At 38.5% G+C, this 2,052-nt stretch carries 2 protein-coding genes; both read left to right on the top strand.

Features of this window, described 5'->3' with window-relative positions; genetic code table 11:
* Positions 1-180 precede the first annotated feature (180 nt).
* Positions 181-546, top strand: coding sequence for a hypothetical protein (locus ACFILW_RS07515; RefSeq protein WP_375685449.1), 366 nt, complete (start codon positions 181-183; stop codon positions 544-546).
* 44 nt (positions 547-590) lie between these two features.
* Positions 591-1,040, top strand: coding sequence for a hypothetical protein (locus tag ACFILW_RS07520; protein WP_375622700.1), 450 nt, complete (start codon positions 591-593; stop codon positions 1,038-1,040).
* The last annotated feature ends 1,012 nt before the right edge of the window (positions 1,041-2,052 follow it).

The raw sequence follows: 2,052 nt of genomic DNA on the forward strand, positions 1-2,052 counted from the left end.
CGCTTGGGAACTGCGCTTGGGAACTGCGCTTGGGAACTGCGCTTGGGAACTGCGCTTGGGAACTGCGCTTGGGAACTGCGCTTGGGAACTAAAAAACTTTGAAAACGTTTAACAATGAAGAAGCCTCTAGGCTGACAAATTCGAGTCTATGCTGTCAACCTGTTGTTTGGAAAATAATTTATGAACCCCCTTGTTTTTATCCTCTTATTGGTTTCATGTACAGATGATTTTAACAGTTGCTATTCAAACAATACAATGGTTAAAATCTACCCAACGGCTCAAGCCTGTGAACAAGCCATGATACCGTCCACAAAAAAGTTTGCACTTTATGGACAACAAATTTTTGCCCAATGTATAAACGTACACCCCAATTTACATCAACAAGAAGTAAAGTTGATCTGGTCTGTAACAAACCATGGAAATTTCCTGCTTAAAAGCCAAAACGTAAAGGACAAGCTGTCTACAGTCCACAAAGAAGACATTTTACCAACATTGCCTTCTCTTCTGCGTTCTTCTTCCACAAATCTCTTGCACAAAAAACTTTAAAAGCATAAACCCATCAGATCTCAAAAAAATAATCAATGGAAGACATGATAGATAATAAGCGAATGCACCCTTCAAAAGACCATCACACAGAGCAAAGTACTCTGCCTCAAGATCTCCCCTTAGATCCTGCTGTAGAACGGGTGAGAAAAAAACTTATGGGGTTAATGATTATTTCCGTTTTAATAACGCTCTTCCTTATTCTGACCGTACTATTTATAATTGTTTATAAAGTGATAACAACGGGATCAGCGCCAAAACAAACAGAGCGATCTTCCTCTCTCAGCAAAAACCCACACGTTATCCATCATACGCTCTCTCTACCAGAAAAAACACAAATTTTGTCGCAAAGCCTCTCAGAGCACAATATTGTACTGAAAATTTTAACCCCTGATGGACAAACAAAATTTATGATTTACAATTATCATACCGGTGCACTTGTCTCCATTCTTTCTGTTGAAACAACAGAAAAAATATCGACAACAACGCCTCATTAAGCAAGCCAACATCAATAAGCGCTGACATAGCATTCTGAAGGTTTAAACATTTTCTGCGAGCCGGCATTATCACACGCTTTACCAGCTTGTGGATGTGACGCCCCCCTTTGGCACGAGAGAGAGATTTCATAAGAGCCATTTTATTCCTTTCTTATAAAATTTATCCACACAGGCTTCTCCCTGCTTGCAACGTGCTAGCGAATGATTTTGCTTGATTCAACATGGGACAAATTTGAAAAGAGAGAATAGGGTTTTAGGGGCTCTCGCCCAACATACAAAACAATGATCATGATAAATCAATGTGATAAGGTTAAAAATATTCACCACGCGGCGGCGGATTTTTCTCTGTATCCCTTCACCTATCCCCAACAAAGAGACAATCTTTTCTGTCAACGCATTCCCATTTTTAAGAAAACTGACATCACCTGCGAAAATCAAAAGAAGATGCAAGAAATGCATTTTCTTGAGGATAAAATTTCAACACATTGATTTATAATGATCATTTTTTTGCAAGCCAAACGAGAGCCTCAAATACCGTAAGATTCTCTCATCTCAAATCTATTTATGATGAAGCTCATCAAAATCATTTCCTCACATATCACAGCAAAGAAACGTATAAACAAAATACCTCTTATAAACGATCTCAAACGCCAAAGGAAAAGCAGTTGCAACATTGAAAATGAGAAAATTAAAGCAATAACCCCCAGTTTGCATTTTGTATTAAGCAAAGATAGCCGATAGATTTCACATGATAGTATTCATGAGTATCGTCGCGAAATAAGACTTGAAGACATTCGCAAGATATTTCTTTTAAACGCGAGGTATGAATAAACAACGACATTTCGTTCTTCATAAAAGAACGGACTCTTAAAATACACGGGCGGATTTTTCTCTGTATCCCTTCACCTACCCCAGCAAAGAGGCCATCTTTTCCATCAACACCCCTTGTTAAATTCCTGATACTGCCCGTGAAAATTCAAAGAAAGCGCAAGAAGCTTCTTGAGCATATTAC

The sequence above is a fragment of the Bartonella sp. TT110JLCBS genome (assembly GCF_042193405.1).
Taxonomy (GTDB): domain Bacteria; phylum Pseudomonadota; class Alphaproteobacteria; order Rhizobiales; family Rhizobiaceae; genus Bartonella.

Excerpts from the sequence above, each read along its gene's own strand:
- ACFILW_RS07515 (WP_375685449.1), top strand. The coding sequence starts at position 181 with ATGAACCCCCTTGTTTTTATCCTCTTATTGGTTTCATGTACAGATGAT.
- ACFILW_RS07520 (WP_375622700.1), top strand. The coding sequence starts at position 591 with ATGATAGATAATAAGCGAATGCACCCTTCAAAAGACCATCACACAGAG.